Origin of the sequence: Streptomyces bluensis (genome assembly GCF_014650715.1) — a bacterium.
Classification (GTDB): domain Bacteria; phylum Actinomycetota; class Actinomycetes; order Streptomycetales; family Streptomycetaceae; genus Streptomyces; species Streptomyces bluensis.
The window spans coordinates 76,314-101,802 of the sequence record NZ_BMVM01000017.1 but is presented as its reverse complement, the minus strand read 5'-3'; the positions used below and the strand labels follow the sequence as shown (position 1 = coordinate 101,802).

Here is a 25,489-nt window from a genome sequence, read left to right as displayed (position 1 = left end):
GTACCGGCGTAGCGAAGGAGAGCCGTAGCTGCGACGTGCCGCGTATCTACGCGGGTTTCCTCTCGCGGTACGTGTGCTCGTACGGCTCGTAGGGCTCGTACGGTTCACACGGCTCGGACGACAAAGGGGGCGCTCCCAGGCCCGGGGGCGCCCCCTTCGCCATGAGCCACTCCCGGTACGCCGGTGCCTGGCGGACCGTGTCCCAGTACGCCTCGACCAGCACCGGGTACACGGAGTCCAGCATCTCCTCGGTGCGGGCCGCGAGGATGAGGCGTACACCGAGGGGGTCGCCGTGCAGGCGGCGTACGGCCATACCGGGGCGGGACTGGCAGGTCGGCTGGCAGACGGTGACGACCTCGCCGGTCGCGACGAGGGACGCGGTGGTGTGGTAGTCGCCGTGCAGGATGCGGGGGTTGAGACCCGCGGTGCGCAGCATGCGGTGCACCGCGTCCCACTCGCCGTCCACCGTCGGGTCGACCATCCAGCGGTCCTCGGCCAGGTCTGTCAGGCGTACGACGGGCCGGGCGGCGGCCGGGTGGTCCATGGGCAGCGACACGAACTGCGGCTCGCGCTCGACGAGGACGCGGATGCCGAGTTCGGGCGGGATGCGCAGCGGGCACCCCTCCACCTCGTGCACGAACGCGACGTCGAGCTGGCCGTCGGCGACCATGCGCAGCAGGGCGTTCGCGGAGACGTCCATCTGGAGGAGGGGTTCGCGCGGGCCGTCCCGCAGGCGGCGCAGCCAGCCCGCGAGGGCGGGGCTCGCGGTGGAGCCGACGCGGAGCTGAGGGCCCGTCACGGCGGCTGCGCGGGCCTCGGCCACCAGGGCCTGCAACTCGGCCACGAGGGGGCGGGCCCGGCCCAGCACCACACGGCCCAGCGCGGTGGGGCGGCAGCCGGTGCGCTCGCGGAGGAACAGGGTGCCGCCCAGCGCCTGCTCGATACGGCGCAACTGGGTGCTCAACGAGGGCTGTGCCACGCCGAGTTGGCGTGCGGCGCGGTGCAGGCTGCCGGTGTCGGCGATGGCGCACAACGCGCGTAGATGTCTCACCTCAAGCTCCATGGTGCAAGCTCTCTGCTTGTCCCAGCTCCATGTCAGTGGAGACTAGAGCGCGAGCATGGGTTGCACCAGACGCACAAACCCCATGCAACACAGGCGAGTTGGACGGCCGACGGGCGGACGACGGGGCGCCCGACGGGCGAACGACGGACGGACGGTCGGCGCCGGCTGATAGCCGCGTGCTATCGCCTGTTGGCGTCATCACAGCCATCGCACAGGCGCCCAGACTCGATGACGACTTCACCCCCCACCCAAGGAGTCATCGATGCGTCTGCGCACACGCATGCCCAAGTCCGCCCGTGTGGCGGCGATCGCCCTCGCTCTCGCGGGCGCCGGCCTGAGCACGGCGGTCCCCGCGTCCGCCGCGCCCGCCCCCGAGTCGTCCGTGTCGTATGTGAAGTACGAGGGTTCGTCGGAAGAGGCCAAGGCCAACCGGGCGTTCTTCGAGGCGGTGATCCGGTCGGTCGCCGAGAAGCGCGCCGCCAACCCGCAGGCCGCGGCCGTCACCGTCGTCTACGACGCCTCCCGCGCGCCCACGTTCGCCGGCCAGATAGCCCGCTCCACCTCGATCTGGAACGGCGCGGTGGCGAACGTGAAACTCCAGTCGGGCTCGGCGTCGAGCGCCGACTTCAGCTACCGGGAGGGCAACGACCCGCGGGGCTCCTACGCCTCCACGAACGGCCACGGCAGCGGCTACATCTTCCTCGACTACGCGCAGAACCAGCAGTACGACTCCACGCGCGTGACCGCCCACGAGACCGGGCACGTGCTCGGCCTGCCGGACCACTACTCCGGCCCGTGCAGCGAGCTGATGTCGGGCGGCGGCCCCGGTACGTCCTGCACGAACGCCAACCCGAACGCGGCGGAGCGGGCCCGCGTGGACCAGCTGTGGGCCAACGGCTTCGCCGAGGCCCTGGACAAGGCGCTCGGCAAGGCCCGCTAGCGGGGCCCGATCAGGCGCCACCCCCCACGGGTGCGGGCCGCCCTCCTGCACAGGGCGGCCCGCACTCATCCGTCGGTTGTCCGGCTCACGGAGTCAGGCAGGTCGCGCCCGGGATCTCGGTGGGCACGGCCGGCGCGGCGGGGTCGACCAAGGCGGTCACGTCACCGGGGGTCTGGAGTGCGCAGTTGAGGGTCCCCACGGGGTCCGGCACCGCGACGGCGGGCGCGGACGTGGCGCCGAGGGCGCCGAGTGCGGCAAGGGTTCCGAGCAGGACGGCAGCCGTACGCTTCATGAACATCACCTTTTCGGTAGGAAGTCGGTAAGAAGGCTGACAAGGTGGAGCATTGCCCTCATCGGCCGTGCGTACGTGCCGCGTCACCCCTGCGGGAGTGACGTAACGATCCGCCACGGGCGCGGTGTTGACCGGCGACCGGGAACGCCCTGCTGACGCCGTGCCGCGGGTCAGGACCGCGACACGGTGTGGAACTCCCGTACGACCTCGATGCGGCCCACGATGTGCGCGTTGAACTCCGTCAGCTCCTCCGCCGGGACCCAGAGCTCCAGGATGGTCCGGCCGCCGGCCTGCCGGACCGGGTACCGGGAGACGAACTCCGTGTCGATCTCGAAGCGGGTCACGTAACCCGAGCCGGAGGCGGGCACGTTCCAGTCGCGGGCGATGCGCACGGCGTAGTCCTCGTTGAGGACCGGGTAGAAGATGGGCTGCTCGGGCAGTCGCGGGGGCCAGGCGGTCCAGCCGGAGGCCTCCACGAGCGCGAGCTCCTCCGGGCCGGTCGGGCGCCACAGGGTGGTCGTGGGCCGGGTGGTCGTGGTCGTGGGCTGGGTGGGCATGAGGGGCGACCGTAGTCCGGCGGGTGCCGTCGCGCCATGGAATTACGGCGGTCCGCCGGCGGGGCGGTGGCGTCAGGTCTGGGGCTGTGGCTGCTCCTGCGGGGTGGGCACCGGCGGGGCAGGCTCGGGCGGGGGCTGCCGGTGGTGGCCGTGGTAACCCGTGACCCAGGCCGCCAGTGCCACCGACACGCCCAGCACCACCAGCAGCCACGTCACCGTGCGCAGGGTGGCCGTCAGGGCGTCGTAGACGGCGGCCCCCGCCGCGCGGGACACGTCGGGCGGCAGGTCGGTGAGCGTCATATGGCGGCCCACGGCCACGGCGATCCCCAGCAGGACACCGCCCAGTGCCGTACCGACCCCCGTCGCGAACACCGCGCCGCGGCGGCAGGCGGACACGAGGACGCCGGCCACGGCCAGTGCCAGGGCGAGTGACGGCAGCCAGAACGCGGTGAGTTCGAGCACGCGGTATCCCTTCCGGAGCCGGTCCAGGTCATCGGACGCCAGCACGACGACCTCGGTGTGTTCGACCGGGATGCGGTGGGCGAACGGCACGCGGTCGCGTACGAGCCGCTCCTTCACCCGCTCGGTGACGGGCGCCACGTCGAGCGTCACGGGCGCCGTACCGTCGTCGCGCACCGCCCGCAGCACCGTGTCGTGCGCGGCCCGGTTCGCCGCGGTCCACGCCGCGCGGTACGCGGCGGTCTGCGTGAAGGACCGCACGGCGTCGTGCGTGAACGCCCGCACCGGCCCCTTCAGCGGCGGCCTCACATGGACCTCCCGCATGATCCCGGCCGTGACCGCGTCCGCGATCGCGTTCCGCACGTGCGGGTCGGCGGCCAGCGGTGCCGTCGCCGCCTCGTACCGTGCCGCGTCGCCGATCTCGTACGTCGCCCACGCCGACAGCGCGCCGAGCGGCGCGAGCAGGGAGGCGAGCGCGATCAGCACGGCCGACAGGGCGCTCCGGACACGTCGAGGCACCCTCTCAGGCAAGGCTCCTCAGCCACCGCGCGCGAGCGGTCGGACCGCCGATGACTGCATATGGGCGCACAGGACAAGCCGTACGGGGACAGCGGGGCGGGGCCGTCACCTGTCCCGGTGACCCTCGGCGTCCTCGTGCGTGTAGTACCGGTAGAAGGCCATCGCGCCCACGACCACCGCGACCGCCAGGGACAGGAGGGAGGACTGCAGGACGCTCGCGTCGCTCTGGCTGTAGATGAAGCCGAAGGCGATGCCCGCGAAGGCGGCCCACGTCGCGGCGTGCAGCTCGCGCCGCAGCCGGGGCGCCAGCGCGCGGACACCCGTGAGGGCCCCCATGAACACGAAGGCGCTCACGAATCCCAGGAGGATGTTCCAGCCCGTGATCGGACCGCCCGCGCGGTTGACGGACGCGGTCCAGTAGCCGTAGACCAGCCCCACTGTCACGGTCAGCGCCCATCGGACCACGTTGTGTGTGCGCTCGCTGAGGACGTCGGGGAGGTCCGGCGCGTGCGGGACCCAGACCTCGGGCCTTCCGGTTGTCTTCGGCGCCGGTGTGGGATGAGCCATGGGAGCGCTCCTCTCTCCGCTGGTCCCGCTGGGCCCGCTGGATCTCTCTTCTCTGTTCTCTCCTCCGCCCGCCTTCCAGCGCACACCCCGGGTGGGCGCCTGGCAAGTCGGGATGCGAGTTCTGTGACAGCGTGTTTCGCTGGGCCCCATGAGGCGGTACGCGGCGGCGCGGGGCCGACGGCGGCCCCGGCACTGGTCGAGGCGGTCGCCGCTCGACCGCCTCGACAAACTGTGGCGGCCGGAACACCAACCGGATTTCGCGGGGCAGCAGAAACCGAAACCGCTACAGGTGCGCGGGCGCAGTATCGCCTGGGTGCCGCCGCTGGTGCTGCTGGTCGCCGTTCCGGTGCTGGACCTGTCGACGGCGGGCAACTTCCGGGTCATCTCGTGGGTCGTGCTCGTGCCGGCCGTCGCGGCGGCCGTGTGCCGGGTGTGGACGACGGTCACGTTCGCGGTGCTGGCGGTCATCGCGTATCTCCTGTTCTACGCCTCGCCGGGCCAGTACCGGACCGGGCTGGCCGACTTCGTCCTCGTCGTCGTCGGCGGGGTGCTGTCGGTGCTGGCCTGCGCGGTGCGCGTCCGCGGGGAGGAGCGCATGCTGCACATGCGGAACGTCGTCGAGACCACCCGGCGCACCGTGCTGCGCCCGCTGCCGCCGGGCTGGGGCGGCCTGGACCACGCGGCCGTGTACCTCTCCGCCGACACCGAGGCCCGCGTCGGCGGCGACTTCTACGACATCCAGCCCGGCCTGCACGGCACCCGCGTGCTGCTCGGCGACGTCCAGGGCAAGGGGCTCGGGGCGGTGGAGGCGGCGTCCGCGCTGCTGGGGACGTTCCGTGAGGCCGCCTACCACGAGGCCCGGCTGAGTGCGGTGGCCGAGCGGCTGGAGGTGCGGATGCGGCGGCACGTCCGGTACAGCGCGTCGATCGGGCGGGAGGACGGGGACCGGTTCGCCACGGCGGTGCTCGTGGGCTTCCCCACGGCCGAGCGGGACCACGGGCTGGTCGAGGTCGTCAACTTCGGCCACGAACCGCCGCTGCTGGTCGCTCCCGGTGGTGTGCGTGTCCTGCCGCCGGGGGACGGGGTCCCGCTGGGACTGGGTGAGTTGACGGACGAGTCGCTGCCGCCGGTGCGGATGTTGCGGCTCGCGCCGGACGAGACGCTGCTGCTGGTGACGGACGGGGTGACCGAGGCACGGGGCGCGAACGGGGAGTTCTTCCCGTTGCAGGAGCGGCTCGCCCGTGTGCTCCTCGTCGCGCCCGACATGGCGACGGACCCGAACCGTCTCGTCCGGCTCGTCCGGGACGGGACGCTGGAGTACTGCGGGGGGCGCCTCGCGGACGACACGACGATCTTCGCTGTGCGGCGGCATGGGCGTACGTGAGTGCGGGGTCGGGGCAGGCGACGGAACCCCGGAGAGCCGACAGCGTCGTCCCTTTGCAGCCGCACCGGTTACCGTGCTGCTGTACGTGATCGATGGGGGAGGAACCGATGCCCGGAACCGTCCTGCTGCTCGCCGCCTCGCCCACAGGCAAGGCGTGCCTGGTGGACGCGGCCTCCGTGCTGCCCATACTCGCCGCCGTCGCCCCACCCGTCCTGGCCGGCACCGACACGGCCAACGTCGTCGAACTGGCCGACCCGCTGGAGCCCCAGGCCGTACTGACCCGGCTGCGCGCCGCCGCCGGCGCACCCGGCCCGCTCACCATCTTCCTCACCGGCCAGCTCCAGCTCGACCGCCGCCAGCACCTGCCCCACCTGGCGCTCGCCCGCACCACTCCGGCGACCGTCCGCTACACCGCCTTCCCCTGGCACTGGATCCGCGAGGAACTCCGCCTGCGCCCACCGGGCTCGACCGCCCTCATCGCCGATCTCCACGCCGACGCGGAGACCTGGCAGCACCTGCGCACCCTCTCCCTCGACGTGGGCCCCGGCGTCACGCTCCACGGTCGCGTCGCCCCGCCCCCACCGCGCCGTGCGGTGGCGCAGCCGTCGTACATGAGGGCGATCGCGACGATCCTCCGCAGCGGTCAGCGGCCCCCGTTGCCCCAGCTCCACCACCAGGCGCTGTCCCGGATCGCGAGTGACGGACAGGGCGCGTACGGCGATGTCGTGCTGTCGTGGGAACCCGCGCCCGGAGTCGGGGGCCCCGTTCCCGGCGGCTCCGCCCCCGGCGCCCCGTACCGTTCGGCACCGCCGCGTCCCCCTGCGCCGCCCGCACAGACCGCGACGACCGCGCCGGTCGCGACGACCGCGCCGGTCGCGACCACCACGCCAGCCGCGACCACCGCGCCGGCTGCGGTCATCGAGTCGGCCACGCCCACCGAGTCGGCCGCGGTCACCGACCCCCACTCGGCCATCACCACCGCCGTCCAGGCCGAGCGCCACGACGAGGCCGACGCGCTCGCCGCACGGCACGAGCAGGACGCCCAGCGCGCCTACGGGGCCGCCTCCGAGCAGGCGCTGCACTGGACGGAGGTGCGGGCCGACCTGGCGATGTTCGCGGGGGACGCCGCGCGCAGCTGCCGTACGTGGATGGCGGTCGCCACCGCCCGGCTGGCCGCCGGACAGGCCCCGGACGCGCCCGCCGTCGAGACCGCCGTGGACCGGGCCCACCACCAGTGGGGACGTGTCGACGACGTGGCGCGGGCCCGCGAACTGGGGCCCGCGCTCGCCGAGTTGCGCCGCCGGGTGCCGGGCCGCCGCGAGGGCGCGCTCCAGCACGTCCAGCGGCACCTGGAGGAACTCCGGCGGGACCCGCCGAAACAGAGGCCGGCCCAGCATGTGCCGGGATAGGTCGCCCGTCGGCGGTCGGTGTTTCCCCTCGGGCGGGGCTTGGTAGGAAGCGGTTGTCCGGTGGGCGTGTGAGGGGCAGGCGTGAGGGGGAGCGGCATGGCGCACGGGGGCGGAAGTGAAGGCGGCACGGGCAGCGGGCGGGGCGGGGCGGGAGGGCGGTTGGGGGCGGAGTTCTTCACGCCCGGGACCTCGTCCTTCACCGAGTTCCTCGCGGCCCATCGCCCGGAACTGCTGAGCACGCGGCGGCGGGTGCCGGACGGTGTCCGGGTCGCGCCCGACCGGGTACCGCACGGCACCACGGTCCTCGCCCTGACCTACCGCGACGGCGTACTGATCGCCGGTGACCGCAGAGCCACCATGGGCAACCTCATCTCCCAGCGCGATCTGGAGAAGGTGGTCCCCGCGGACGACCACACGGCCGTCGCCTTCGCGGGCACCGTGGGGCTGGCGCTGGACATGGTGAAGCTCTACCAGGTCGAGCTGACGCACTTCGAGAAGATCGAGGGCACCCCCATGTCGCTCCGGGCCAAGGCGGCCCGGCTGGCCGGTATGACCCGGCAGAACCTCGGCCAGGCGATGCAGGGCCTCGCCGTGGTGCCGTTGCTCGCCGGCTACGACCTCACCGCGCCCGGCGGGGGAACGGGGCGCATCTTCGCCTTCGACGTCGCCGGCGGCCCCTTCGAGAAGTACGGCTTCCACACCGAGGGCTCCGGCTCCCCGTACGCCCGGGGCGCGTTGAAGAAGCTGTACCGCCCGGACATGTCCCGCCGGGAGGCCACCCTCGCCGCCCTCCAGGCGCTCTACGACGCGGCCGACGACGACTCGGCCACCGGCGGCCCCGACATCGGCCGCCGTATCTTCCCCGTCGTCTCCGTCATCACGGAGGCGGGCTTCGAGCGACTGCCCGAGCCGGAGACGGAGGAGCTGAGCCGCGAGATGATCGAACAGCGGCAGAACCGCCCGGACGGACCGACGGCGACGCCGTGAACAGGGCGGCAGGGGCGGAAACGTAACAGCACACTCGTTCGAGTGAACGTCTCCGGATTCCCCGCGTGGGTCGTCGGTCTACGCTGAGAAGGTCGCGCTGAGCGAAGGAGGTCTGTCATGGCGACGGCGGAGCCGATCATCATGCCGGGGTACCAGGGCGAGGCCATTCACGGTCCTTACGACGACCCTGACGGCGACAGCGACGCGGACACCGACGTGCCAGACCACACGGGCGCGAGCGTGCAGCAGGTCTTCGAGCTCTTCAGTGCGACGGCCCCGAAGGGCTGGCGCGTGGAGTTGATCGAAGGGGAGATCTGCGTGACGCCACCGGCCAATGGGGAGCATGAGGAGTTCGTGTCGGAGCTCAGCGACCAGGTCACTGAGCGACGCAAGGACCGGTCCCTGCGCAACTACACAGGCATCGGCCTGGACGTCCCCGGCGCTTCCAGGACAGGCCACGTCGTCCCCGACCTCGTCATCGCCCCCAAGGGCAGTTTCGACGACGACGAGGAGTGGCACGAGCCCTCGGGTGTCCTCCTGGTCGCCGAGGTCACCTCGGACAGCACGGCCGACCGCGACCGTGGCAAGAAGATCCACGGCTACGCCCGCGCGGGCATCCCGGTCCATCTGCTGATCGACCCGGAGCAGGGCGAGGTGACGGTGTACTCCGAGCCTTCCGGCGACGACTACGCCCAGGGGCCGAAGTACAAGCTGGGTCTCGCCGTGCCGCTTCCCGCCCCCCTGGGATTCGAGCTCGACACGGCGGAATTCTGAGTGGCGCCCGCGGCGCCCGTCATGTTGGCCGTGTCGCGTTCGCCGCGGTGATCAGGGCCGTCGTCGCGAGCAGCGCGGCGGCGAGGGGACGGGCATGGCGGATGAGCAGGTGTCGGAGCACAGCAACCTCGCAGCGGTGTGGTCAGCAGCGCATTAAGCGGGTTTAAGGCGCTGCTTAACGTAGAGGGTTGAAGCCTCAACAGCAAGGGCTTCCCGGGTAGTTGGCGATAAGCACGAGCACAAGTGCGATTACTGGCATGCTTACTCCATGGCAGCCACGGCCGACCGCGACGATCCCGAGACCATCGGGCGCAGAGTGCAGCACCTGCGTACGGAACGCGGAATGACGCAGAAACAGCTGGCCGATCAGGCCTACACGCCCGCCTACATCTCCACCGTGGAGTCCGGGCGGGTGCGCGCCTCCGATGACGCGCTGAAGCACATCGCGCAGCGGCTCGGCGTCGCCTACGAGGAACTGGCGACCGGGCGCCCCGCCCACCTCGCCGTCGACCTGCGGCTCCGGCTGACCGACGCGCAGCGCACGCTCGCGACCGGCGAGGCCACGGTGGCGGCGGAACAGTACGCGGCGCTCCTCGCGGAGGCCGAGGCGCACGAACTCGTCGCCGAACAGGCCACCGCGCTGCTGGGGCTCGGCGAATGCGGTCTGGACACCGGCGACCTGACCGCGGCCCTGCGGTACTTCGAGCGGGCGGAGAACGTCCTGCACGACGCTCCGCTGACCGCACGGGCACCCGCCCTGCGTGGCCGCGCGGTCGCCCACTACCTGGCCGGTGAACTCCGCTACGCCTGCTACCTGCTGGAGTCCACGCTCGACGAGCTGAACCGCGGCGGCCTGCACGACCCCGACGCCCTGCTCCTGCTCTACGCGAGCGCCATCTCCCCGTACATGGACATGGGCGCGCACGCGCGGGCGGCCAAGGCGGCCGAGCTGGCCCTCGCGCTCGCCCCCCAGGTGGCGGACCCGGCGCTGGTGGCCCGTATGCACCGCCAGGTCGCGCGCACCCTGATCGCCGAGGGCCGCGTCGCCGAGGCCGACGCCTCCCTGGCCAAGGCCGCCGAGCTCTACCGCCAGCTCCAGATCCGTACCGAACTCGCCAACTGCCACTGGATGCGCGGCTACCTCTACACACAGAACGGTGAACTGGAGCGTGCGGAGGGCGAACTGCGCGAGGCGCTCGCCATGCACGCCGGCCGCAAGGCCGCCCTCTACAGCAGTCAGGTGACGGTGGAACTGGCCGACGTCCTGCACCGGCTCGGCAAGTCGGAGGAGGCCGCGGCGCTGCTCCGCGACGTCCTCGGGCACCTGTCGCCGGAGCGCGGCGCCGTGCACTCCGCGGCCGCGCACCGTCTGCTCGGCATCATCGCGGAGGCCAAGCGGGACTCCGAGACGGCGGAGGAACACTACGTCCGGGCGCTGAGCCTGCTGGAGCGCGCGGGCGCGGCGGGCGACCTGGCCGACCTGTGCCGGCTCCTCGGGGACCTGCTGCGCCGTACCGGCCGGGTGGAGGCGGCGCTGGACGCGTACCGGACGGGACTCGGGCACCGTACGGCGCCCGGGACGACGACCCTGGGACCGGCGCCCGCACAGCCGCCTCTGTGACGGACCGGAGGTGCGGGCTCACCGGGCCGGACGACGAGCGGCTCGATCGGCTCCGCCGGCCCCAGCCGCTCCGCCGGCATTCGGTTCCATCGGGGGCGCCTCGACGGAGTACACCTCGATGCCGTACGCGGCCCTCCCCTGCGCGACGGCATACGACACGGAGTACGTCCCGGTCAGCACGGCGAGGAGCGCGGCGGCGGTGACGTACTTCTCTCTCCGGGGCATGAACGGACAACTCCAGGTGATAGATGGACCGACGTACGGGACCTGTACGCACCACGGGGGCCACCGGGTTGCACGGGAATCCGGGGAACTTGAACGAACCTCTGGGGACTCGGAGAGGACTCAGGCACACGCGCGGCGAGGGGCATGACCGAGGAAGAGTTCGACGCGTTCTACTCCGCCGCCTTCCCCCGGCTGACCGGGCAGCTCTACGCGTTCACGGGGGACCACGGCGAGGCGCAGGACGTGGTGCAGGAGGCGTTCGTCCGCGCCTGGGACCGGCGGCGGGACTTCCTCGTCGACGAGGCGCCCGAGGCGTGGATCCGGACCGTGGCGATGCGGCTCGCGGTGAGCCGCTGGCGGCGGGCGAGGCGCTGGCTGGAACTGGTCCGCCGTACGCCGCCGCCCCAGCACGTGCCCGGCCCCGACCCAGAACGGGCCGTCCTGGTCGCCGCGTTGCGCACACTGCCCGATGCCCAGCGCATGGCGCTCGTCCTCCACCATCTGTGCGACCTCAGTGTCGAGCAGGTAGCCTCCGAGACCGGGGCCCCCGTGGGGACGGTCAAGGCCCGTCTGTCCCGTGGCCGGGCGGCGTTGGCACGGGAACTGGCCACGGCCGAGGGGGAGGGGGAGGACCACCGTGTCCGATGATCTCACCCGTGGACTACGGCAGTTGGCCAAGAACGCCGAGGTACCGCCGCCCGTCCCGGGTGCCGAGGTCCGCCGTGTCGCCGTACGCCGTCGACGCCGCCGCCGTACGACCGCGGTCGCCGCGGGGGGAACCCTCGCGGCCGCCCTGGCCGCGCTGCTGACGGTGAGCCTCGGCAACCTCAGCCGCGGCACCGACGACCGTCCCGCCCCGGCCGCCAGCCCCGTCGGCACGCCCGCGACACCGGCGACCGCCGACGCGACGGTGGACCTGTCCCGCGAGGTGCTCGTCATCGACAGCCGGGAGTTCCCCGTCCTCTCCGGCTCGGCGGACGCGCCCACACCCCTGCCCACGGGCCGTATGACGGTCACCGGCAAGAAGTCCGCCAAGCTGGCGTCAGGTCGGACATGGGTGATCTCGCTCAGGGCGCCGGACGGGAGCACGACGTTCCTCGGCTCCAGGGCGGACGTCGAGGAGGCGCCGGGCGACTACACCGGAACGCCCGGCTGGATCGGTCTGCGGAGAGACGAGGCGCGGTGGGTCTATGAGCGGCTGTCCGAGGGATCGGTGGTGGAGGTGACGGGGACCGCGCCGACACGCGATCCGGCCCCGCCGTCGGCAGCGCCTCCGGCGCCGTCCGTGACACCGGCACCGACAGCGACACCGGGACGGTCCGTGAGACCCGAACAGGCACCGGCCGGGACAGCGACGCCTTCGGCGATGGTGGACGCGGGACCCTCCGGATCTTCGTGACGCGGACCGCGGGCCCTGACGTGGGTACGCCACCCGTGGGGACTCGCTCACCCGGACGCACCCCTGCGCTGGTGGGCGCCCTCCGGCGGTGTTGGCCTGGGACGAAACGTCATGTTCCCGGGAGGCCGGCGCCATGCGACATCCGTATCGACTTCCCGTCCTGGCGTTCGCCGCCGGGTTGTTCGTGCTGGCGGCGGCCTGGCTGTGGCAGGAGAGATGGGTCGGCCCCCGGTCCGCCGCACCGGTGACCGGGAAGACCTCCGCCGCCGCACCCTCGGCGCCGGCCGCCCCCACCCTCACCGGCACCCGGCTCAGGAGCGCCCTCCTCGGCAAGGGTGACCTCGGCGGCGACTGGGCCCCGACGGACGGCGCGGCCACCTGGCGGGACGGGCTGCTCAAGGGCAGGGCGGACCGTCCCGAGTGTCAGGAACTGCTCGACGCCGTGTACGCCGAGGACCTGCTGGGCGAGCCGAGCGGCGCGACGGCGGTCGAGAGCTTCGACGACACCGAGTACGGCGCCCAGGTGCGGTACCAGGTGGGCGCGTACCGGAGGAAGGAAGTGGACGCGAAGCTCAGGCACATCGGCCAACTCGCCCGCGTGTGCCGTAAGTTCACCTCCACCGGAGCTTCCGGCGAGACGTACGGCGTCCGGGTGGCCCCCGTCCGGCTCCCGGGTGTCGGCGACGCCCGCCAGGCGCTCCGCATGACCGTCAGTGGCGAGGTCGACGGCGAGCAGGGCGAGTTGACGCTGGACGTCGCCGCCCTGCGCGTCGGCGACGGTGCCGCACTCCTCACGCACGGCGGCCTCTACGGCATCGACACCGACACCACCCGGCACGCCGCCCAACTCGCCGCCCAGCGCCTCCGGGACACCCTCGCGGGCAAGCCACCGCGCTCCGCCGGTCCCTCCGAGCAGGCCGCGGAGGAGGGGCAGCAGGAGCGCCACGAGGAACCGGCGTACGAGGCGAACCCGGCGTAGGTGCGGGAGGAAAGGGGTCAGGTCTGCTCCGGGCCGCTCTCCGGGATCTCGCGGTCCTCGGCGAACAGGTCCTCGGCCGTGGTGGCGGTCAGGGACCGGTCGAACCAGTGGATGAGGGTGTCGAGGTCGGTGCAGGAGGTGATGCGTTCCCGAGTGTTCTCAGGGACGGGGATGCCGCGCTTCTCCAGCACGCGCAGGATCAGCGAGGCGCGGTCCTCGGCCTTGCCTTCAGCCTTGCCCTTGGCTTCGCCTTCGAGGTACGTCTCCTCGAAGAGGGTTCCCCGGCCCGGGAAGTAAGTGGCGACCATCTTCTCCAGCTCTCTCCACGTCACTTTGGCCGGAGTGTTCTCCAGGCCGACTTCCAGAAACTCGCACCAGTACTTCGCTGTTGCCCTGTCGAACGCCCGCATCCCGCGGGCCACGATGTCCAGTATGGCGGTGATGTTCTTGCTTTCGCTATGCACGATGGCGGAGACCGTCGCCAGCGCCGGTTGCCGTGCCACCTCCGACTCGTCGGTGATCTCGGGAACGTTGTCCGGCCCCAACACGAACGGACGCGTGACCTGGGTCGCCCAGGGGCCGACGCGGCACTCGAAGGGTCCGGTCGCCCAGGTGGCGGTGGGCCGGTTCCTGCAGACCGCCACGAGCAGCACCGGCAGGTCGAACTTCGCGTGCAGGTACGCGACGTAGTACGCCCAGTTGGCCCCCTTGTCCGGGGCCCGCTGGGTCTGGGCCTCGACGGCGACCAGGAATCCGTCCATGTCGGAGGGTTCGACCTTCAGTACCGTGTCGACACGGCGCTCCATCGGTCTGATCTCCGTCGCGTCGGGTGTGAGCGCCTCGACGATCGCCTTCGTGGGCGGCGGAAGCCCCAACGCGTCGAAGACGGGGGCGAGTGCCTCCGGATGCTCCTGGAAGATCCGGTGCGAGGCCTCGTGGGTGGATGTGACCATGTGCGCAACGTAGGTGGATCACGCGGCGCGATGAGTGGCTAAGACGGTGCGTTCACCCTTTCGAGGGTCGAAGAAACGTCACAGTGCTCGCCGACGTCCGCGCCGGCGGCCCGTCGTGGGTCAGCTCCCGGGCGCGAGGTCACCGGAAAACCGGTTGCACGGGGTGAGGTGACGCCTTGTAGCGTGGCCCCCATGTGTGCGATCGCAGTAGTGATCAGGACCCGCCGCTTCTAGCGGTGGGCCTTCCGCGACCTTCGGCCTGAGTGGCCGCGCCCCTGGCGCCGCCGCTCGATCCCGCCGAACCGATGCGCGAAGTGATCCGCCGCTCCCGAGAGACCTCGCCGGGCGGCCGTTCCGCGCTGCCCGGCTTCCCCTCGAAGCCGCGGAGATCCTGTGCGCACCCAGCGTCCCCATTCCCAGCGTTCCGATTCCCAGCGTTCCCAGCGTCCAGGCCGGCACGAGCTCGGCCAGAACTTCCTCGTCGACCCGGCCGCCATCGAACTCGTCATCGACACGGTCGCCGGCCTCGCGTCCCGCAGTGACGCGCCCCTCATCGAGATCGGCGCGGGTGACGGCGCGCTGACCCTGCCGTTGCAGCGGCTCGGGCGGCCGCTGACGGGTGTGGAGATCGACGGCCGGTGTGCCGCCCGGCTGGCCCGCTGTACCGGCCCGGCGACCCGGATCGTCCACGGCGACTTCCTGGACTTCCATGTCCCGGCGACGCCGCACGTCCTGGTCGGCAACCTGCCCTTCCACCAGACCACCGCGATGCTGCGCCGTATCCTGCGGGCGCCCGGCTGGACCGAGGCCGTGCTGCTCGTGCAGTGGGAGGTGGCGCGGCGGCGTGCCGGTGTGGGTGGGGCGACCATGATGACGGCGCAGTGGTGGCCGTGGTTCGAGTTCCGGCTCGTGTCCCGGGTGCCCGCCTCGGCGTTCCGTCCGCGCCCCGGTGTCGACGGCGGACTGATGACCATGGCCCGCCGGTCACGTCCCCTCGTACCGGTCCGGGACCGGCGGCCCTACCAGGACTTCGTGCACCGGGTGTTCACGGGCCGCGGCCACGGCCTCGACCGGATCCTCGCCACCGCCGCCCCGGACATCCCCCGCCGCGAGGTCCGCCACTGGCTGCGGCAGAACCGGATCGCCCCCACCGCCCTGCCCCGTGCTCTCGGCGCCCACGAGTGGGCGGAGCTGTTCGGGCTCCGGGGCCGTTCAGCCCGGCGGGCCGGTCAGTGACTGTTCTGCCCAGATCACCTTGCCCTCCGGCAGGAAGCGGGTTCCCCAGCGCTGGGTGAACTGGGAGATGAGGAACAGTCCGCGGCCGCCCTCGTCGGTGGCGCGCGGGTGGCGCAGGTGGGGAGCGGTGGCGCCGCCGTCGAAGACCTCGCAGATCAGGGTGCGTTCGAGGATGAGGCGCAGTCGGATCGGGCCGGTGGCGTGACGGATGGCGTTGGTGATCAGTTCGCTGACGATGAGCTCGGCGGTGAACGCCAGCTCCTCCAGGCCCCAGGCGCCGAGCTGGCGCATCGTGATCCTGCGGGCCTGGGCGACCAGCGCCGGGTCGGACGGCAGGTCCCAGTACGCCACCCGGTCCGCGTCCAGCCGCCGGGTGCGGGCCAGCAGCAGCACCACGTCGTCGCACGGGCGCTCGGGCACCAGCGCGTCGACCACGGTCTGCGCCCGCCGGTCGAGGGAGGCCGGGGCGACATCCGGCGGGGGGCTCGCCACGACGCGTTCCCCCTCGGTGCGTCCCCCCTCCGTGCGTCCTCTCTCCGTGCGGCGCCCCTCCGTGCGGCGCCCCTCCGTATGTCCCTCTCCCGTACGTCCCTCCCCCATACGTCCCGCGACCGTCGGTGGGCGGGCGCCCGCCGTCGCCGATCCCGCCAGCGCGCGGCACAGCATGTCGGGGGTGGCCTCGGCGAGCAGGCCGTCGGTGTGGAGGGCGATCAGCGTGCCCGGCGGCAGGGCCAGGGTGAGGGACTCGAAGGGGGGACCGTCCACGCCCAGGGCCGGCCCGATCGGGAGGTCGTCCGCGAACGTCACCGTGCCGTCCGGCGTGATCAGCGCCGGCGCCGGGAGGCCGGCCGAGGCCATCACGCACTCGCCCGCCACCGGGTCGTGGACCACGTACAGACAGCCCGTCCCGACCGTGTGCCCGCTGCCCACGCCCGGGCCGTCGCCCTCCTGCCGGGCGGACTTGGCGACCAGGTCGTCGAGGTGGGCGAGCACCTCCTCGGGCGGCAGGTCGAGGGCGGCGAGGGTGCGTACGGCGGTGCGCAGGCGGCCCATGGCGGCGGCGCCGTCGATGCCGTGTCCCGGTACCTCGCCGACGACGAGGGCGACGCGGGCGCCGGAGAGCGGAATGACGTCATACCAGTCGCCGCCCAGGCCGGTGAGTTCGTCGGCGGGGCGGTAGCACGCGGCCGAGTCCACCGCGTCCTGCTCGGGCAGACGGCGGGGGAGGAGGCTGCGTTGCAGGACCAGGGCCGCGCTGCGTTCGCGCGTGTAGCGGCGGGCGTTGTCGATACACACGGCGGCGCGGGACACCAGTTCCTCGGCGAGGCCCAGGTCGACCTCGTCGAAGGGGTCCTTGCGGCGCTCGCCGCGGAAGAACTTGGTGATGCCGAGCGTGATGCCCCGCGCCCGGACCGGCACGATCATCGCGGTGTGCAGGCCGGCGTCCCGGAAGGTGGCCTCACGGCCTCCGGGCAGGGTGTCCGTCCACAGCTTGGTCAGCGGGTCGAGCCGTGCCCGGTACCAGGACGTACCGTCGGTCAGGGCGAGCACAGGGGGCGTGCCGGGCAGGTACGAGGCCAGGTCGCCGACCTCGGGAACGGCCCCCGGCATCCCCACGAGCACCGACTGCCGCCCGGCGCGCCGCAGCGGGACCGCGTCGGCACCGCTCACGGGCTCGGGGTCGGCCCCCTTCAGGACGGAGTCCAGCAGGTCCACGGCGACGAAGTCGGCGAGCGCGGGCACGGCCACCTCGGCGAGTTCCTGCGCGGTGCGCGCCACGTCGAGGGTGCGGCCGATCTGCTCTCCGGCACGGTCGAGGAGGGCGAGCCGCTGCCGGGCGCGGTGGCGTTCGGAGACATCGACGACCGTGTAGTAGACGCCGAGCGGGTTGCCCTGGTCGTCGTCGAGCCGGGTGAACGTCAGCAGGTGCGCCGTCTCGCGGTGCGGGGCCGAGCGGAACCGGCCCACGTGCTCGTAGTCGACGACGGTCTCGCCGGTCCTCAGCACCTGCCGCATCACGGCCTCTATGCGCTGGGAGTCCAGGCCGGGCTGTACGTCGGCGAGCCGGAGCCCGATCCGCTCGTGCGCGGGGCCGCCGCCGAACGTCTCCAGCGCGGTGTTCGACCATACGAACCGCAGGTCGGTGTCCACCATCGCTATGCCGACGGGCGACTGCACGACCATGCTCTCCAGTACGACTCGGCTCATGTCCCACCCGGGAGCGTCGTCCATGTCGGAGAGCAGCAGAATCCACTGGGCGGCACGGCCGCTGTCCGGTGCGAGCCCTGCCGGCGTCGGCGTGTGCGGCGTCGGCGTGTGTGGCGTCGGGGTGTTCCCGGTCGTGGGGGTTCCCCGCATCGGCACGGCCCGCACCATGAGCCGGACCCGTCGCCCGTCGCGGTGACAGGCGGTGAGGACACCCGACCAGCCGCCCCTGCCGCTGTACGCCTCGGCCAGGGTGCCCAGCCGGGCCGCGTCCTCGGGGACCAGGAGTTCGGCGAGCCTCCGGCCCACCACCTCGGCGGCCGGGTACCCGAGCAGGCGCTGGGCGTCCCGGGTCCAGCTCGTCACCGTCCCGCGTGCGTCGAGCAGCAGCGGCGCGGCATCGGCCACGTCGAACCGCTGTCGGGTGACACCACTGTCCCTGTCGGTCCCCACGGCGACCCTCTCTGCTCGGAGACGCCCCTCTCTCCCCATTATTCACCTTGTGTGATCGCCGGACAGCGCTCGTGTGACCGGCAGTGCGTTCCTGGCTTCCTGGTGGGGCGGGGCCGCGGTTCAGGCGGAGGCCGCGAGTGCCTCGGGGCCGTGCCGGAAGTCGGGGTCGACCTGGGTGGCGAGGTTCAGGCCGGTGGCCTCGTCGGCCCAGGCGGAGGCGTTACGGAGGTGGAACTCGACGGCGTGCCGCTGGAAGGCGGCCCAGTCCTTCGCACGGGAGTCGACGGCCGTACGGAGGCGGCGCAGCGTCTCGGTGTTGTGCGCTTCCAGCTCCCCCTCCTCGCGCCCCTGCTCCCGCGCGCGGACGAAGGAGGACTGGACGCAGTGCGCCAGCAGGTCGTCGCCGACCTGCTCCTTCAGGAACAGCAGGTCGTCCTCGCCGGTGACCTTGTTGGCCACGACGGCGATCGGGATCCCGAACTCGGCGGCGTGGTCGCGGTACTGGCGGTAGACGGAGACGCTCTTGCGTGTCGGCTCGACCACCAGGAAGGTCATGTCGAACCGGGTGAACAGCCCGGAGGCGAAGGCGTCGGCGCCCGCGGTCATGTCGACGACGACGTACTCCCCGGCCCCGTCCACGAGGTGGTTGAGGTACAGCTCGACGGCGCCGAGCTTGGAGTGATAGCAGGCCACGCCGAGGTCGCTCTCGTCGAAGGCCCCGGTCACCATGAGCGGCACCCCGGCCACGTGCCGCACGTGACGGCCATGGATCTCGTCGTCCCCCAGCAGCCGCAGCAGGCGTGAACCACGGCCGGGCGGGGTGGTCTTCACCATGGCGTCGCGGGAGGTGATCCGCGGATTACTGCCCCGCAGGAAGTCCTTGATCTCCCCGGTCCGCGCGCTCAGCGGCGGCGCGCCGAACGCGTCGTCCTCGTCGAGCCCCAGCGCGTACGCCAGGTGCTGGTTGATGTCACCGTCGATCGCGACGACCGGCACACCGGAGTCGGCCAGATGCCGCGAGAACAGGGCGGACAGGGTCGTCTTGCCACTGCCGCCCTTACCGACGAAGGCCACGCGCATGGCTGGGCACCTCCTTGGGACCTCGGTTCAAGGCCCTATTGAAAATGGATGTCATGAGCATAGCCTCGGAGCGTCCGAGGCCCTTGTCAAACCACAACGAGGCAACTCACCTGATGGGACGGTGTAATCAAATTTGAATAGTGGTCGGGAGGGGTGTACTGTCGCCGTCGTTCATCGCTGGTCAAATTTGATGAGTAAGGGAAGGGAGAACGCGTGATCCAGCTGCCCGAGACCGGATACGCCCCCACCGACGAGGACCGCGCGAGCCTGGACGCCTGGTTCGCCGAGTACGACGCGGCGAGCGCGAGGCGCGATGTCGAGCGCATGGCCGACATGGCCGTGTTCCCGCTCAACCTGGTGAGCGACGACACGGCGGGCGACGGCCGTTCGGCTCAGTGGGACCGCGAGCGGTTCGTCGCCGTGATGACGCGGGTCATGGGAGACGGCGGCGAGGACATCACGTTCGAGTCCACGCGCACGCCCGTGTTCCTGTCCCCCGCCATGGCCGTGGTCTTCACGGACTCGGCCATGACCACGGCCGGGCACACCCAGCACCTCCGGTACGCCGACATCCTCGTCAGGCGGGGCGGGACGTGGGCGTTCCAGACGATGCTGCAGAGCGGCTGGGGCGACAACCTTTAGGGCGACAGCGTGAGCAACTCCGCGCCGCCGTACGTATCTCCTGGAAGGCAGTTCTGACATCTGTAGGGACAAGAGATGTACGAGCGACACGGAGACGCGGCGTGCTGACGAAGCAACGGCTGGTGCGCGGGACCGCGGCCGTGGTGGGACTGGTGGTCCTGCCGCTGGCCGCGGGCTGTAGCGGTGGAGGCGACGCGGAGCCGAAGGGCAAGGCGCCGATGCCGTCGGATGCCGCGGCGGTCGCCGTGGTGGCCCCGGCGAAGGTCGAGGTGATCGCGGACCTCACCGGCTGCAAGGTGAAGATCCGTACCGAGGCGGACGAGCTCCGCGAGGGCGTGTGCCACACCCCCGAGGGCGACTACCTCATCACGACCTTCCCCGAGGAGAAGTTCAAGCTGACCTGGCTGGAGACGGCATCCATCTACGGCGGCAAGTACCTCGTCGGGCCACGCTGGGCCGTCAGCGCCAAGCCGAAGACGCTGGAGCCGCTGCGGAAGAAGATCGGCGGGACGATCCAGGATCTGGGCGCCGGGTTCGGGAGCGCGTCGAGCGGGTCCCCGAGCACTTCACCGAGCACTTCACCGAGCGAGAGGTAGACGTGAGCGTGGTCAGGGTGCCGTCGGCTCGTAGTCGCTGATCACGTACAGCGCCTCGTCGTCGATCGCGTTCTCCTCCTGGTCCAGCGAGATCCGCACCGGGTGCCCGTCGTCCGCGTACTCCACCTCCGCCGCGTGGGCACCCTCGGCGCGGGCCCGCTTCCACTGCTCCAGCAGCCCGCCGATCGTGGGCACGTCGACGAGGGAGCGCCGCACCCCCCGCTTACCGCTCTCGTCCAGGCCCACCGCCTCCACCACCTCGCCGTCCCGCACGGTCACCCGGAACCTCCCGATCAGCGCCCGCTCCCCCTCGCTCGACTCCAACGTGTAGCTGTACGAGGACGGCTCCGCCCAGGGGGCCGTGCTCACCGCCCGTTCGGCGGACTCGGTCCCGCACGCGGCCGCCGCCCCCGTCAGCAGAACCGCGAGGGCGGCGACACGCAGGGGGTGGGGGCGGGTTCGTACGGCGGTGGCGGTGCCGGTTGCGGTGGTGCGTGCGGCGTGCATGGAGGCCCCCTTCGGTGACGGTCACTTCTGTGACGCGGTGGGGGCGGGGAACGTTCGGCGACGGCGTTCGAGAGGCAACTTCTTGCGTGGCGGCGGCGACCTGAAGGCGAAACCGTTCCCCCACACGAGGAGTTCGCCATGCGCAAGCACCTCGCACGCCTGTTCACGGTCTTATCGGTCTTCGCCGCACTCGTCATGCTGGCCGGCACGATGTCGCCCAGCGCGCAGGCCGCCGAGCCCCGCGCGAAGGCCGCGGACGTATGGAACCCGCCCGCGAACCTGGTGCAGCCGCTGGACGAGGTGTGGCGGCACGTCGAGTCGACGTACCCCGACCTCAACGGCTTCCGCAACTACGGCTGGGACCAGGTCATGGCCAACCGGGGCAGCATCAACTACTGCGTCCGCTGGGAGTCCGACGCCCCCGTCAGCGCGGCCCTGCGCGACAGCATCCACGCCGCGCTGAAGAAGCAGTTCGGGAAATGGATGTCGGCGATGGTGGACAACGGCACCGGGCACAACGCGTGGCCGTACACCAACGTCCCCGTCAACATCGTCGGCTGGGCGGTGAAGAACCGCTCGACGCTCCAGTGGACCGACAACTCCGTCGACATCTACACCAACATCCTCGACAGCGGCGGCTCCCCGCAGTGCCTCCCCGACTGCGGCCGCTTCTTCCACCAGGACGGCAACTACTCCCGCTGCCCCGGCGGCGTGGCCCGCCACTACGACCAGTCCCTCTGGCTGACCAAGGGGTTCCAGGGCGGCGCCGGCGGCGACTGGGGCCAGCGCATGGGCCAGGAGTACTTCACCGGCGCCCTGGGCCAGGAGAACATCCATATCTATCTGCACGAGGTGGGCCATACGTTCGGTCTGGACGACTTCTACGACTGGAGCCCCACCGGCCAGTGCTGCTTCCTCATGAAGGCCGGCTCCGCCGCCCAGATCACCGACTTCGACAAGTGGATGTTCCGCGACTTCTGGCGCCACATGAAGCATCGCTACGGTCTCTGAGCCCCACGTCGTCGTCGGGTGGGGGCTGCGGGGTGCGGGCCACCCCGCGGCTCCTGCACCGAGGTGGTCAGGGCGGTGCGGAGCCAGTCGTGGGCGGCGCCGAGGGTGGGGGTGTGCGGAGTGGCCAGTTCGGCGGCGAGTCGCCAGTAGCGGTCCATCACGGGGTGGGCGGACCCGTCGAGTCTCAGGCTCAGGCGGCGGCGGAAGCCGGGGGTGTCCCGGGCGCCGTGGGCGTGGGCGTAGGCGGAGACGAAGCAGTCGAGTGCCTCGCCCTCATGAGGTGCCCGCCCTGAGCGCAGGGCCGGCGCGGCCAGGTCGTACGCCTCGCCGAGGCCGTCGTAGAGCACGACCGGGCGGTACTCCGGATCGCGCTCCGGAGGCGGGGGCCGCCAGTCCTGGCCCGGAGGGCAGGGCATCGTGACGAGGGCGTGCAGCCGGGCGAAGGCCAGCACCTGCGCCGGGGTCGGATCGGCCGGCGGCTGCGGTACGGCGGCGTCAATGATCCACGAGACCTGCCGGGCCGGAAGCCGTACGGGCAGCACGCGCCGCCAGAAGCGGGCCGGTGCGGCCGTGTCCGGCGGGAGGGCGCCGTCGAGGAACGCACCGATCAGCCGCACCCGGTCGGCGCGCTCCTCCCCGGTGCCCTCACCCAGCAGGTGCAGCGCGGCCCGGCGCCAGCGCAGGGCGGCCAGTTGCGAGCCGAGCTCCTCCAACTGCCCGGCGATGACGTCCTCCCACGCGTCCTCCCGGTCGAGGACCCGGTCGATGTCGCCCACCGGCAGGTCGAGCGTCCGCAGCGAGCGGATCAGCCGGAGCCGGTCGAGCGCCTCGGGGCGGTACCGGCGGTGGCCCCCGGCGCTGCGGGCGGCCTCGGGCAGCAGACCGCGATCGGAGTAGAAGCGGACGGTCTTCACGGTGACGCCCGCCCGCTCGGCGAGCTCCCCGATGCTCAACATGTCGTCCGGCGTCACGGCTTGAACCTCCCTCAGGGGGAGTTCCTACCGTACCGGCGAGCACGGCGAGCACGGCGAGCACGTCGAGCACGGCGAGGAGAAGACGAAGGAGGCGAGGCGATCGTGACGGCGTTCGTACTGGTGGCGGGCTGCTTCACCGGGGACTGGATCTGGCAGGAGGTGGCCGAGCGGCTGCGGGAGTCGGGTGCCGAGGTGCACCCGGTGACCCTCACCGGCATGGGGGACCGCCGCGACGAGGCGGTCCCCGGCACGGACCTGGAGACGCACATCGAGGACGTGGTGCGGGTGATCGACGGTGTCGACGCCCAGGACGCCCCGGAGGTGGTGATCGTCGGCCACGACTACGGCATCCACCCGGTGCTGGGCGCCGCCGACCGCCGCCCGGAGCGGATCACCCGCGTCGTGCACCTGGACACGGGCATGCCCCGGGACGGCGACACGGCGGGGCAACTGGTGCCGGACGAGGAGATCCGCCGGCAACTCAGCGACGGCCGGACCCCCTGGCGGATCCCCGCGCCCTCGTCCGAGCAGTGGCAGCGCTGGGGCAGCACCGACGGGCTGACGGACGAGGCGCTGGCCCGGCTGACCCGGTACGCCGCACCGCAGCCGACGGGCACGCTCACCCGGCCGCTCAGGCTCTCGGGCGCGGTCACCGCCCTGCCCGCCACCGGCGTCCTGTGCACCGGGAACGGCCTGAACATCGCCCTGATCGAGGACCTGGTCGCAGGCGGACTGCCGCAGTTCCAGCACCTCGCGAAGCCCGAGACGAGCTTCTTCGAACTCGCCACCGGACACTGGCCGATGCTCTCCCGCCCCGAGGAACTGGCGGAGGTGCTGCTCAGGGCCGCGGAGGGGGAGGGACACCGGATCACCCCGACAGGGGCGGTGCCCCCGTACCTCCGGCCCTTCGTCCTGGACGTACCGGAGCGGCCCCGCGAGCGGGTGGGACGGATCGACCTCTACCTCCCGGACGTCCCCGACGAAGTATCGGAGGCGGCCTCCGACAGGCCCCGCCCGGCGGTGGTGTTCGTCCACGGCGGCCCCCTCCCCGCCGACGTCCGGCCCACACCGCGCGACTGGCCGGCCTTCGTCGGCTACGGCCGGTACGCCGCGAGCCTCGGCGTGGTCGGCGTGACCGTGGACCACCGGCTGCACGGCTTTGACGACTACGGGCGTGCCGCCGCGGACATCACCGAAGCCGTCGAACGGGTCAGGGCCGACCCGCGCGTCGACCCGGAGCGCATCGCGCTGTGGTTCTTCTCCGGCGCCGGGCTGCTGCTCGCCCACTGGCTGGCCGGGCCCCCGTCATGGCTGCGGTGCGCGGCGGCGACGTACCCCATCCTCGCGCCGCTGTCCTCCTGGGGAGCCGTGGACCCCCGCTTCCGCCCGGCCGACGCGGTGAACGGCGCGGGACGCCTGCCGGTCGTGCTGACCCGGGTGGGCCTGGAGAACGCGGAGATCGCCGCCACGGTCGAGGACTTCCTGGCCGCGGCCAAGGAGTGCGGGACCGGCGTCGAGGTGATCGACGTGCCGGACGCGCACCACGGCTTCGAGTCGATCGACCACATCGAGCAGTCCCGCCAGGCCGTGGCACAGGCGATGCGGGCCGTGCTGGCTCACCTGGGGCCCTGCTGATTCCCGGGCGTGGCGTCAGCCGGAATACGGGCGCCCCTCAGACCTCCGGCAGTTCCTCCCCCTGCACCGCCTGGATGTTCAGCTCCACCCGCAGCGTCGCTCCGATCGCCGCGATGCCCGCCTGGAGGATCTGGTTGTAGCTGATGGCGAAGTCGTCGCGGTGGAGTTCCGTGGTGGCGCGGAACGCCGCCCGGATACCGCCCCAGGGGTCCGGGCCCGTGCCGAGGTAGGCGAGGTCGAGGTCGACGGGGCGGACGACGCCGTGGAGGCCGAGCCGGCCGTGGACGGTCCAGCGGTCGCGGCCGCCGGGGGTGAGGCCGGTCGAGCGGTACGTGATGGTGGGGTACTGCTCGGTGTCGAGGAAGTCGGGGGAGCGGAGGTGGTCGTCGCGCATGCGGTTGCCGGTGTCTATGGACGCCGCCTGGATCACCGCTTCCACGCGGGAGCGCACGGTGTCCCGGGCCACCTCGAAGCGCCCGCCGAACTCGGTGAACCGGCCCTGGACACTGGACAGTCCCAGGTGCTGGGCGACGGCCACGACCGAGGAGTGCACCGGGTCGATGGTCCACGGTCCGGGCGGGGGAAGTTCCACGCCGCCCTGGCGGGCGAGGACGACCTGACCGAGCTCCGCCCGGCCGCTCGCCGTGACGAGTGCCGTCGACGCGGTGGGGGCGTATCCGAGGGCGGTGACGATCGCGGTGTAGGGGCCGGGTTCGAGGGGAGTGGTGTCCTTCACCCTGCCCTCGGCGTCGGCCTCGGCGCGCAGGACCTGGATGCCGGACATGTCAGTCACCGTGACCACTGCGTGGGGTACGGCCCAGCCGTCCCGGGTGCGGACGCGTGCGCTGAGGGCCATGGCGCTTCTCTTTTCTGTTCGGTGCGTGCCGTCCGTCCGTGCGCTGAGGCGCGCTGAGGGGGGTCCGTACGGTCACGCGGTGCGGTGCACCCCCAGAGGGGGAGGCCGGGGGTGCACCGCACCCTAGTACCCCGACAGACGGGTCTCCGGCGACGGGGACACGGCC

26 protein-coding genes are annotated in these 25,489 nt (G+C 72.2%); 14 read left to right on the top strand and 12 right to left on the bottom strand.

Annotated elements, in window-relative coordinates:
* Window positions 1–46: 46 nt before the first annotated feature.
* Window positions 47–1,063 (bottom strand): LysR family transcriptional regulator, encoded by a 1,017-nt coding sequence (locus IE262_RS31625; protein ID WP_134038482.1) that lies wholly within the window; start codon window positions 1,061–1,063, stop codon window positions 47–49.
* Window positions 1,064–1,325: 262 nt separating this feature from the next.
* On the opposite strand from IE262_RS31625, the gene snpA reads away from it, so the two are divergent.
* Window positions 1,326–2,003, top strand: a complete 678-nt coding sequence (gene snpA / locus IE262_RS31620) for a snapalysin (RefSeq protein ID WP_189878533.1) — start codon at window positions 1,326–1,328, stop codon at window positions 2,001–2,003.
* 85 nt (window positions 2,004–2,088) lie between these two features.
* Here the strand turns inward: snpA and IE262_RS31615 are convergent, their stop codons facing one another.
* The 4 genes from IE262_RS31615 to IE262_RS31600 form a co-directional block, all read right to left on the bottom strand.
* Window positions 2,089–2,295, bottom strand: a complete 207-nt coding sequence (locus IE262_RS31615; protein ID WP_134038485.1) for a hypothetical protein — start codon at window positions 2,293–2,295, stop codon at window positions 2,089–2,091.
* 170 nt (window positions 2,296–2,465) lie between these two features.
* Complete coding sequence (locus IE262_RS31610) at window positions 2,466–2,852, bottom strand: ADP-ribosylation/crystallin J1 (RefSeq protein ID WP_134038488.1); 387 nt, start codon at window positions 2,850–2,852, stop codon at window positions 2,466–2,468.
* A 72-nt stretch (window positions 2,853–2,924) separates the two neighbouring features.
* Complete coding sequence (locus IE262_RS31605) at window positions 2,925–3,830, bottom strand: hypothetical protein (RefSeq protein WP_189878531.1); 906 nt, start codon at window positions 3,828–3,830, stop codon at window positions 2,925–2,927.
* A gap of 105 nt (window positions 3,831–3,935) precedes the next feature.
* Window positions 3,936–4,397 carry a hypothetical protein gene (locus IE262_RS31600; RefSeq protein WP_229877652.1) on the bottom strand — a complete coding sequence of 154 codons (462 nt, stop codon included), beginning with the start codon at window positions 4,395–4,397 and terminating at the stop codon, window positions 3,936–3,938.
* 148 nt (window positions 4,398–4,545) lie between these two features.
* Between IE262_RS31600 and IE262_RS31595 the strand changes: the two genes are divergently transcribed.
* From IE262_RS31595 to IE262_RS31575, 5 genes are all read left to right on the top strand, one after another.
* Window positions 4,546–5,781: a PP2C family protein-serine/threonine phosphatase gene (locus IE262_RS31595; RefSeq protein WP_189878529.1), complete on the top strand. Its 1,236-nt coding sequence runs from the start codon at window positions 4,546–4,548 to the stop codon at window positions 5,779–5,781.
* 107 nt (window positions 5,782–5,888) lie between these two features.
* Window positions 5,889–7,190: a hypothetical protein gene (locus IE262_RS31590; RefSeq protein ID WP_189878527.1), complete on the top strand. Its 1,302-nt coding sequence runs from the start codon at window positions 5,889–5,891 to the stop codon at window positions 7,188–7,190.
* Between the two features lie 96 nt (window positions 7,191–7,286).
* Window positions 7,287–8,177, top strand: a complete 891-nt coding sequence (gene prcB / locus IE262_RS31585; RefSeq protein ID WP_189878525.1) for a proteasome subunit beta — start codon at window positions 7,287–7,289, stop codon at window positions 8,175–8,177.
* Between the two features lie 117 nt (window positions 8,178–8,294).
* Window positions 8,295–8,951, top strand: coding sequence for a Uma2 family endonuclease (locus tag IE262_RS31580; protein WP_189878522.1), 657 nt, complete (start codon window positions 8,295–8,297; stop codon window positions 8,949–8,951).
* A 268-nt stretch (window positions 8,952–9,219) separates the two neighbouring features.
* The gene (locus tag IE262_RS31575; RefSeq protein ID WP_189878520.1) at window positions 9,220–10,572 is read left to right on the top strand and encodes a helix-turn-helix domain-containing protein; all 1,353 of its coding nucleotides are present in this window, start codon (window positions 9,220–9,222) and stop codon (window positions 10,570–10,572) included.
* 18 nt (window positions 10,573–10,590) lie between these two features.
* Here IE262_RS31575 and IE262_RS31570 read toward each other — a convergent pair whose 3' ends face one another.
* Entirely contained in the window at window positions 10,591–10,797 is a 207-nt protein-coding gene (locus IE262_RS31570; RefSeq protein ID WP_189878518.1) for a hypothetical protein, read from the bottom strand.
* 144 nt (window positions 10,798–10,941) lie between these two features.
* Between IE262_RS31570 and IE262_RS31565 the strand changes: the two genes are divergently transcribed.
* From IE262_RS31565 to IE262_RS31555, 3 genes are all read left to right on the top strand, one after another.
* Window positions 10,942–11,445 (top strand): SigE family RNA polymerase sigma factor, encoded by a 504-nt coding sequence (locus IE262_RS31565; RefSeq protein WP_134038514.1) that lies wholly within the window; start codon window positions 10,942–10,944, stop codon window positions 11,443–11,445.
* Window positions 11,435–12,196: a L,D-transpeptidase gene (locus tag IE262_RS31560; protein ID WP_189878515.1), complete on the top strand. Its 762-nt coding sequence runs from the start codon at window positions 11,435–11,437 to the stop codon at window positions 12,194–12,196. The genes IE262_RS31565 and IE262_RS31560 overlap by 11 nt, the downstream gene beginning before the upstream one ends.
* A 133-nt stretch (window positions 12,197–12,329) precedes the next feature.
* Window positions 12,330–13,175, top strand: a complete 846-nt coding sequence (locus IE262_RS31555; protein ID WP_189878513.1) for a hypothetical protein — start codon at window positions 12,330–12,332, stop codon at window positions 13,173–13,175.
* Between the two features lie 17 nt (window positions 13,176–13,192).
* Here IE262_RS31555 and IE262_RS31550 read toward each other — a convergent pair whose 3' ends face one another.
* Complete coding sequence (locus IE262_RS31550) at window positions 13,193–14,128, bottom strand: RpnC/YadD family protein (RefSeq protein ID WP_189878511.1); 936 nt, start codon at window positions 14,126–14,128, stop codon at window positions 13,193–13,195.
* A 393-nt stretch (window positions 14,129–14,521) separates the two neighbouring features.
* Here IE262_RS31550 and erm point away from each other — a divergent pair, with 393 nt between their 5' ends.
* Window positions 14,522–15,364, top strand: a complete 843-nt coding sequence (gene erm, locus IE262_RS31545) for a 23S ribosomal RNA methyltransferase Erm (RefSeq protein ID WP_189878508.1) — start codon at window positions 14,522–14,524, stop codon at window positions 15,362–15,364.
* Here erm and IE262_RS31535 read toward each other — a convergent pair.
* Together IE262_RS31535 and IE262_RS31530 are read right to left on the bottom strand one after the other, a co-directional pair.
* On the bottom strand, window positions 15,341–18,022 hold the full coding sequence (locus IE262_RS31535; protein ID WP_229877651.1) for a SpoIIE family protein phosphatase: 2,682 nt from the start codon (window positions 18,020–18,022) through the stop codon (window positions 15,341–15,343). The two genes, erm and IE262_RS31535, sit on opposite strands and share 24 nt — an antisense overlap.
* A gap of 120 nt (window positions 18,023–18,142) precedes the next feature.
* Entirely contained in the window at window positions 18,143–19,102 is a 960-nt protein-coding gene (locus tag IE262_RS31530; protein WP_189878506.1) for an ATP-binding protein, read from the bottom strand.
* Between the two features lie 213 nt (window positions 19,103–19,315).
* Between IE262_RS31530 and IE262_RS31525 the strand changes: the two genes are divergently transcribed.
* Both IE262_RS31525 and IE262_RS31520 read left to right on the top strand, forming a co-directional pair.
* Entirely contained in the window at window positions 19,316–19,744 is a 429-nt protein-coding gene (locus IE262_RS31525) for a nuclear transport factor 2 family protein (protein WP_189878504.1), read from the top strand.
* A gap of 101 nt (window positions 19,745–19,845) precedes the next feature.
* Window positions 19,846–20,340 (top strand): hypothetical protein, encoded by a 495-nt coding sequence (locus IE262_RS31520; protein ID WP_229877649.1) that lies wholly within the window; start codon window positions 19,846–19,848, stop codon window positions 20,338–20,340.
* A 12-nt stretch (window positions 20,341–20,352) separates the two neighbouring features.
* Here the strand turns inward: IE262_RS31520 and IE262_RS31515 are convergent, their stop codons facing one another.
* Window positions 20,353–20,847 (bottom strand): DUF6174 domain-containing protein, encoded by a 495-nt coding sequence (locus tag IE262_RS31515; RefSeq protein WP_229877647.1) that lies wholly within the window; start codon window positions 20,845–20,847, stop codon window positions 20,353–20,355.
* 138 nt (window positions 20,848–20,985) lie between these two features.
* On the opposite strand from IE262_RS31515, the gene IE262_RS31510 reads away from it, so the two are divergent.
* Complete coding sequence (locus IE262_RS31510; protein WP_189878502.1) at window positions 20,986–21,858, top strand: hypothetical protein; 873 nt, start codon at window positions 20,986–20,988, stop codon at window positions 21,856–21,858.
* On the opposite strand, the gene IE262_RS31505 is transcribed toward IE262_RS31510, so the two are convergent.
* Entirely contained in the window at window positions 21,846–22,814 is a 969-nt protein-coding gene (locus IE262_RS31505) for a helix-turn-helix domain-containing protein (RefSeq protein WP_189878606.1), read from the bottom strand. The two genes, IE262_RS31510 and IE262_RS31505, sit on opposite strands and share 13 nt — an antisense overlap.
* Before the next feature lie 120 nt (window positions 22,815–22,934).
* On the opposite strand from IE262_RS31505, the gene IE262_RS31500 reads away from it, so the two are divergent.
* Window positions 22,935–24,467, top strand: a complete 1,533-nt coding sequence (locus tag IE262_RS31500; RefSeq protein ID WP_189878500.1) for an alpha/beta hydrolase — start codon at window positions 22,935–22,937, stop codon at window positions 24,465–24,467.
* A gap of 37 nt (window positions 24,468–24,504) precedes the next feature.
* Here the strand turns inward: IE262_RS31500 and IE262_RS31495 are convergent, their stop codons facing one another.
* Window positions 24,505–25,323 carry a YceI family protein gene (locus IE262_RS31495; RefSeq protein ID WP_134038536.1) on the bottom strand — a complete coding sequence of 273 codons (819 nt, stop codon included), beginning with the start codon at window positions 25,321–25,323 and terminating at the stop codon, window positions 24,505–24,507.
* Window positions 25,324–25,489: the final 166 nt, after the last annotated feature.